This is a genomic window from Mycolicibacterium vaccae NBRC 14118 = CIP 105934 (assembly GCF_001552715.1).
Lineage (GTDB): Bacteria > Actinomycetota > Actinomycetes > Mycobacteriales > Mycobacteriaceae > Mycobacterium > Mycobacterium vaccae.
Window position 1 is genome coordinate 1 of sequence record NZ_BCRS01000232.1, and the last position, 6,674, is coordinate 6,674.

General features: G+C 69.8%; 7 protein-coding genes and 1 pseudogene. 7 read left to right on the forward strand and 1 reads right to left on the reverse strand.

Going from position 1 to position 6,674, the window contains the following annotated elements; translation table 11 throughout:
• Together MVA01S_RS27815 and MVA01S_RS27820 are read left to right on the forward strand one after the other, a co-directional pair.
• Positions 1–238, forward strand: a pseudogene (locus MVA01S_RS27815) (peptidase); the annotation flags it as partial.
• Positions 235–1,371: a glycosyltransferase family 4 protein gene (locus MVA01S_RS27820; protein ID WP_003933069.1), complete on the forward strand. Its 1,137-nt coding sequence runs from the start codon at positions 235–237 to the stop codon at positions 1,369–1,371. The pseudogene MVA01S_RS27815 and the gene MVA01S_RS27820, both read left to right, overlap by 4 nt.
• 1 nt (position 1,372) lies before the next feature.
• Here the strand turns inward: MVA01S_RS27820 and MVA01S_RS27825 are convergent, their stop codons facing one another.
• Positions 1,373–3,178 carry an AMP-dependent synthetase/ligase gene (locus tag MVA01S_RS27825; RefSeq protein WP_003933068.1) on the reverse strand — a complete coding sequence of 602 codons (1,806 nt, stop codon included), beginning with the start codon at positions 3,176–3,178 and terminating at the stop codon, positions 1,373–1,375.
• A gap of 121 nt (positions 3,179–3,299) precedes the next feature.
• On the opposite strand from MVA01S_RS27825, the gene MVA01S_RS27830 reads away from it, so the two are divergent.
• From MVA01S_RS27830 to MVA01S_RS27850, 5 genes are all read left to right on the forward strand, one after another.
• Positions 3,300–3,689, forward strand: coding sequence for an SRPBCC family protein (locus MVA01S_RS27830; RefSeq protein WP_003933067.1), 390 nt, complete (start codon positions 3,300–3,302; stop codon positions 3,687–3,689).
• 74 nt (positions 3,690–3,763) lie between these two features.
• The gene (locus MVA01S_RS27835; RefSeq protein WP_003933066.1) at positions 3,764–4,201 is read left to right on the forward strand and encodes an SRPBCC family protein; all 438 of its coding nucleotides are present in this window, start codon (positions 3,764–3,766) and stop codon (positions 4,199–4,201) included.
• 4 nt (positions 4,202–4,205) lie between these two features.
• On the forward strand, positions 4,206–5,480 hold the full coding sequence (locus MVA01S_RS27840) for an ArsA family ATPase (RefSeq protein ID WP_003933065.1): 1,275 nt from the start codon (positions 4,206–4,208) through the stop codon (positions 5,478–5,480).
• Positions 5,477–5,875 carry a hypothetical protein gene (locus MVA01S_RS27845; RefSeq protein ID WP_040542958.1) on the forward strand — a complete coding sequence of 133 codons (399 nt, stop codon included), beginning with the start codon at positions 5,477–5,479 and terminating at the stop codon, positions 5,873–5,875. The genes MVA01S_RS27840 and MVA01S_RS27845 overlap by 4 nt, the downstream gene beginning before the upstream one ends.
• Positions 5,876–5,960: 85 nt before the next feature.
• On the forward strand, positions 5,961–6,674 hold a 714-nt coding region (locus MVA01S_RS27850; RefSeq protein ID WP_060941779.1), incomplete at its 3' end, for a lysophospholipid acyltransferase family protein.

Below are 6,674 nucleotides of genomic sequence, written 5' to 3' on the forward strand. Positions count from 1 at the left end.
GCCCGCCGCGGCGCCCGCGCCGCCGTCGGACGCCGAACTGGCCACCCCCGGTCCAGGCCGGTCGGCCGCCTACGACAGGGCGTGGGGTTTCGCGACGTACGTGGCCGACACCTACGGCGCCCAGAAACTGCGTGACCTCTATGCGGCGGCGTGCGGACCGGGCCACCCCGACGTCGCCACCGCGGTCCGCGACGTCCTCGGCACCGACCTGCACACCCTCCTGGAAGGCGCCGGATGAGGCGGATTCTGCTCGTCACCAACGACTTTCCGCCGCGGCGTGGCGGCATCCAGTCCTATCTGGAGGCGCTCGTCGAGCATCTCGTGGCCACCGGGGAGTACGACCTGACCGTGTACGCGCCGAAATGGAAGGGCGCCGAGGACTACGACGACGTCGCCGCGGCCACCGGCTACCGGGTGGTCCGCCACCCGGGGACGCTGATGGTGCCCGAGCCGACGGTGGCGCTGCGGATGCGGCGCCTGATCCGGGAACACGACATCGACACCGTGTGGTTCGGCGCCGCGGCACCGCTGGCGCTGCTGACCCCGATCGCCCGGGCGGCCGGCGCGCAGCGGGTGATCGCCAGCACCCACGGCCACGAGGTCGGCTGGTCGATGTTGCCGGTGGCGCGAACGGCGTTGCGCCGCATCGGCGACGACACCGACGTCGTCACCTACATCAGCTCCTACACGCGAGGCAGGTTCGCCTCGGCGTTCGGGCCGGACGCGGCGCTGGAACTCGTCCCGCCGGGCGTGGACACCGAGCGCTTCGTCCCCGACGAGGTCGCCCGCGCCGAACTGCGGGCCCGATACGGACTGGGGGAGCGGCCGGTGGTGGTCTGCGTCTCCCGGCTGGTCCCGCGCAAAGGGCAGGACATGCTGATCCGGGCGATGCCCGCGATCCGCGACCGGGTACCCGACGCGGCTCTGGTGATCGTCGGCGGCGGGCCCTACCGCGCCTCACTGCACCGGCTGGCGCACAGCTTCACGGTGGCCGAACACGTGGTCTTCACCGACGGGGTGCCCGGCGAGGAGTTGCCGGCCCACCACGCGATGGCCGACGTGTTCGCGATGCCGTGCCGGACCCGCGGGGCCGGACTGGACGTGGAGGGTCTCGGCATCGTCTACCTGGAGGCGTCCTCAACCGGCGTTCCAGTGGTGGCGGGCCGCTCCGGCGGCGCGCCGGAGACGGTCGTCGACGGACAGACCGGCTTCGTGGTCGACGGGTGGGACGTCGGGGCGATCGCGGCGACCGTCGGCGACCTGCTGGCCGACCCGTCCCGCGCCGCCGCGATGGGCGCGGCGGGGCGCAAGTGGGTGCTGGACAACTGGCAGTGGAGCAGGCAGGCGCAGCGGCTGGCCCGGCTCCTGTAGCTCAGCCCTTGGCGTACAGCGCGTCGATCTCGGCCGCGAACTTCTCGGCCACCACCTTGCGCTTGACCTTCATGGTCGGAGTCAGCTCGCCGGTGTCCTCGGTGAAATCGACCGGCAGGATGCGGAACTTGCGGATCTGCTCGGCCTTGGACACCGCCTGGTTGGCTTCGGTGATCGCGACCTCGATCTCGGCGTGCAGATCGGGATCGCCGGTCAGGTCGGCCACCACGGCGCCGGAGTCCTTTCCGTGCCGTTCCTTCCATGCCGGGAACGCCTCGACGTCGATCGTGATCAGCGCCGCGATGAACGGCTGCTGATCGCCGACCGCCATCGCCTGGCTGATCAGCGGGTGCGCCCGCAACCGGTCCTCGAGCAGCGCGGGCGCGACGTTCTTGCCGCCCGCGGTCACGATGATCTCCTTCTTGCGGCCGACGATGGTCAGGAATCCGTCGTCGTCGATCGCGCCGAGGTCACCGGTGTGGAACCAGCCGTCGGTGAACACCGCGTCGGTCTCGGCTTCGTTGCCCCAGTAGCCCTGGAACACCACGCCGCCCTTGACGAGCAGTTCGCCGTCCTCGCCGAGGCGCATGCTGTTGCCCGGCACCAGCTTGCCGACCGACCCCACCCGCAAGTCGCCGACCCGGTTCACGGTGATCGCCGCGCTGGTCTCGGTGAGGCCGTAGCCCTCGTAGATGGACAGCCCGACGCCGCGATAGAAGTGACCCAGGCGGGCGCCCAGCGGTGCCCCGCCGGAGATCGCGGCGTGGCAGTGACCGCCGAGTGCCGCGCGCAGCTTGCCGTAGACGAGCTTGTCGAACAGCGCGTGCTTGAGCCGCAGCGCCAGACCCGGCCCGCCGGTGTCCTGGGCCTTGCTCCACTCGATCGCGGTGTCCGCGGCGGCCGCGAAGATCTTGCCCTTGCCGGCGTTCTGGGCGTTCAGTTCGGCGGTGTTGTAGACCTTCTCGAACACCCTGGGCACCGACACCACCAGCGTCGGCTGGAACACCGCGAACATCGGCACCAGGTTCTTGATGTCGCTGGTGAAGCCCAGCGTGACACCGTTGGTGAACGCGCCGATGGTCAGCGCCCGGGCCAGCACGTGGGCCAGGGGCAGGAACACCAGCAGCTTCTCGCCCTTGGCGAGTTGGTCGGGGAAGCAGGCCTTGGAGCCGCGGATCTCGTAGAGCAGGTTGGAATGCGTCAGCTGGCAGCCCTTCGGGCGGCCGGTGGTGCCGGAGGTGTAGATCAATGTCGCGGCATCGGAGGACCTGATCGCGGCGACCCGCTGGTCGACGGTCGCGGCGTCGACGTCGGCGCCCTGCGCGGTGAGCTCCTCCAGTGCGGGCGTCTCACCCTCGATGCAGTACACCTTGCGCAGCGCAGGCAACGTGTCCCGCAATTGCTCGACCCGGCCGGCGTGCGCGGCGGTCTCGACGATCGCGGCCACCGCACCGGAGTCGGCCAGCACGAACTGGATCTGCTCGGCCGAGCTGGTCTCGTAGATCGGTACCGTCGCCGCCCCGATCGACAGGATGGCGAAGTCGAGGATCGGCCATTCGTAGCGGGTCGCCGACAGCAGCGCCACCCGATCCCCGGCCTGCACGCCCTGGGCGATCAGCCCCCGCGCCGCCGCGCGGATCTGCTCGGCAGCCTCCCGGCTGGTGACGTCGAGCCAGTTGCCGTCGACGAGGCGCTGGAAGATGACGTGGTCGGGATCGTCGCGCTCGTGGGTGTACACGGCGGCGGCGATGTTGTCGTGCTCGCCGACGGTGAACGGTGCCGGAACGCTGAACTCGCGCGCAGTCATCGGAGTTAGGAGCCCTCTCCACTTCAAGCCGGCCCGACACACCGACGGGCCGGGTCCACCCTAATAGTGCGACGTCGGCCGCCTCCGGGCAACGTCGCCACATATGTGAAGCTTGTCAGTCATGAACAGCATCCAGATCGCCGACGAGACCTTCGTCGCCGCCGATCCGGTCGCGGTCGGCCAAGCCGTCGCCGATCCGGCGAGCTGGTCCCGGTGGTGGCCTGACCTGCGTCTGGTGGTGGTCGAGGACCGCGGGGAACTGGGCCACCGCTGGACGGTGACCGGCGCGCTGACCGGCACCATGGAGGTCTGGCTGGAGAAGATGCTCGACGGTGTGATCCTGCATTACTTCCTGCACGCCGAGCCGTCCGCGGCCGCTGCCGATGCTCTGGCGAAGACGAACCTGGCCAAGATGAACCACCGCCGCCGGGTCGCGGGCAAGGAGATGGCCTTCGAGATCAAGCGCAGGCTGGAGGCCGGCCGCCCGGTCGGGGTGTCCCGGCTGGCCTGAAGTACGGCGGTCACGCGCCCGTCGGGGAGAGTAGATTTCTGGCCAGCGACCAGACCACAGCAGGGAAGGCTCCAGTGGCGGACAAGACGGCGCAGACGATTCACATCGATGCCGATCCCTCGACGGTGATGGACGTCATCGCCGACATCGGCTCCTACCCCGACTGGGTCGCGGAGTACAAGGAGACCGAGGTCCTCGAGGTCGACGACGAGGGTTACCCGAAGGTGGCCCGCCTGGTCCTGGACGCCGCGGTGCTCAAGGACACGATGGTGCTGGCCTATGAGTGGCCCGCCGACCACGGGTCGGTGACGTGGTCGCTGGTCTCGAGCTCGTTGCTCAAGGCTCTGGACGGCGCCTATCGGCTGACGCCGAAGGGCTCGGGCACCGACGTCACCTACGAGCTGTCCGTCGACCTGGTCATCCCGATGATCGGCCTGCTGAAGAGGAAGGCTGAACGGCGCCTGACGGATACCGCGCTGAAGGACCTGAAGAAACGAGTCGAGGCTGACTGAGCGCATGGACACCCCCGAGGCGGGCAGCGCACCCGGGGTGCCGCGGATCAGTCTGTTCGTCGGCAAGGGCGGGGTGGGTAAGTCGACGCTGGCGACCGCCACAGCGGTGCGCGCCGCACGGGCGGGGATGCGGGTCCTCGTGGTGTCCACCGATCAGGCGCACTCGACGGGCGACGTGCTGGGTGTCACCGTCGTCCCGACCGGCCGGCGGGCGCCCACCCGGGTGCTGGCCGAGCTCGACACCACGGCGTCCGGCGGCGGGTCGCTGGATGCGCTGGCCCTCGACACGCTGGCACTGCTGGCGGAACGATGGCGCACGATCGCCGGCCCGCTGGCCGCGCGGTTCCCGGAATCCGACGTCGGAGACATTGCGCCCGAAGAGCTTTCGGCGTTGCCGGGGGTGCAGGAGGTGCTGGGTCTGCATGAGGTCGGTGAGCTCGCCGACTCCGGCCACTGGGACCTGGTGGTGGTCGACTGCGCCTCGACGGCCGACGCGATGCGCATGATGACGCTGCCCGCGACGTTCGCGCTCTACCTGGAGCGCGCCTGGCCGAGGCACCGCCGGCTGTCGGGCTCCGACGACGCGCGCACGGCGGCGGTGGTCGACCTGCTGGAGCGGATCGGGGCCGGAACGGACCGCCTGGGCAGCCTGCTCACCGACGGATCGCGGGTCAGCGCCCATCTGGTCATGACGCCGGAGCGTGTGGTCGCCGCGGAGGCGGTGCGCACGCTCGGCGCGTTGTCGCTGATGGGGGTCCAGGTCGTCGAACTCATCGTGAACCAGGTTCTGGTGCAAGATGATTCGTTCGAATACACCAATCTGCCCGCCCATCCGGCGTTCGATTGGTACTCGGAGCGGATCTCCGAGCAGCGGACCGTGCTCGACGAGCTCGACCGGGTCATCGGCGACGTCGCGCTCGTCATGGTGCCCCACGTATCGGGCGAGCCGATCGGGGCCAAGGCGCTCGGCGAGCTGCTCGACTCCGCCCGCAGCAGAGACGGGGCGCCGCCGCCCGGTCCGCTGCGCCCGGTCGTGGACCGGGAATCGGGCAGCGGCCTCGACGCGGTGTACCGGCTTCGGGTGGAGCTGCCACAGGTCGACCCGTCGGCGCTGTCGTTGGGTAGGGTCGACGATGACCTGATCATCGGCGCCGGCGGGATGCGGCGTCGGGTGCGCCTCGCATCGGTACTGCGGCGGTGCACCGTCATCGACGCCCAGCTCCGCGGCAGTGAGCTGACGGTGCGATTCCGACCGAACCCGGAGGTGTGGCCGCGTTGAGTGGGACGCACTCCGATCTCGGGCCGGAACTCCGCCAGCTCGCCCAGTCGATCCTGGACAAGCTCGACCCTGCGGTCCGGCTGGCCGCGGCGCGCGCGCAGTCGGCCGCCGGTGGGCCCGGGCGGTGCCAGCAGGTGTGGTGCCCGGTGTGTGCACTGGCCGCGCTGATCTCGGGCGAGCAGCATCCGCTGCTGAACGTGGTGGCCGAGCACAGCGTGGCGCTGTTGACGCTGCTCAAGGCGATGCTCGAGGACATCGAGAGTTCCGGGGGCGGGACGCCTCCCACCCCCGAAGGGCCGCCGCCCGACGAGCCCGGCCCGCCGGACCCGGACGGTCCGCCGCCGCCCGAGCCGCCCGGCCGCTACCAGCACATCCCGGTGAGCGTCGAAGAATAGGCGCAGCTGTGGTCGCACGCACAGCAGGTGGGTAAAGTTGGCGCAGACATATCGACCGCGCCGTGGTCGATGATCCGGAGGGTCCATGTGGTACTGGCTGTTCAAGTACGTGTTGTTGGGTCCTCTGCTGGCGTTGATCGCTCGCCCGAAAATCGAAGGGCTGGAGCATATTCCGCAGAACGGTGCGGCCATCCTGGCGAGTAACCACCTCGCGGTGATGGACAGCTTCTATTTGCCGCTGTTGGTGCGTCGGCGAATCACGTTCCTGGCCAAGGCCGAATACTTCACCGGCACCGGTGTCAAAGGGCGTTTGCTCGCATGGTTCTACACCGCGGTCGGTCAGGTGCCGATCGACCGCACCGACGCCGACAGCGCACAGGCCGCGCTGAACACCGCCGAACGGATCCTGGCGCAGGGCAAGCTGCTGGGCATGTATCCCGAGGGCACCCGGTCTCCCGACGGCCGGCTGTTCAAGGGCAAGACCGGTCTGGCCCGGCTGGCGCTGCAGACCCAGGTCCCGGTGATTCCGGTCGCGATGATCGGCACCGACGAGGTGAACCCGCCCGGCAAGGGCCTGAGGTTCGGCCGGGTGCGCGTCAAGATCGGTCCGCCAATGGATTTCAGCCGCTTCGAAGGACTCGCCGGCAACCGCTTCATCGAGCGCGCGGTCGTCGACGAGGTGATGTACGAGCTGATGCGGCTGTCCGGCCAGGAGTACGTGGACCTCTACGCAGCCGACGTCAAGCAGGGAAAAGATGATGCGGCAGTGAAGCCGCCGACCCGTCTCCCCGAGTCCGCC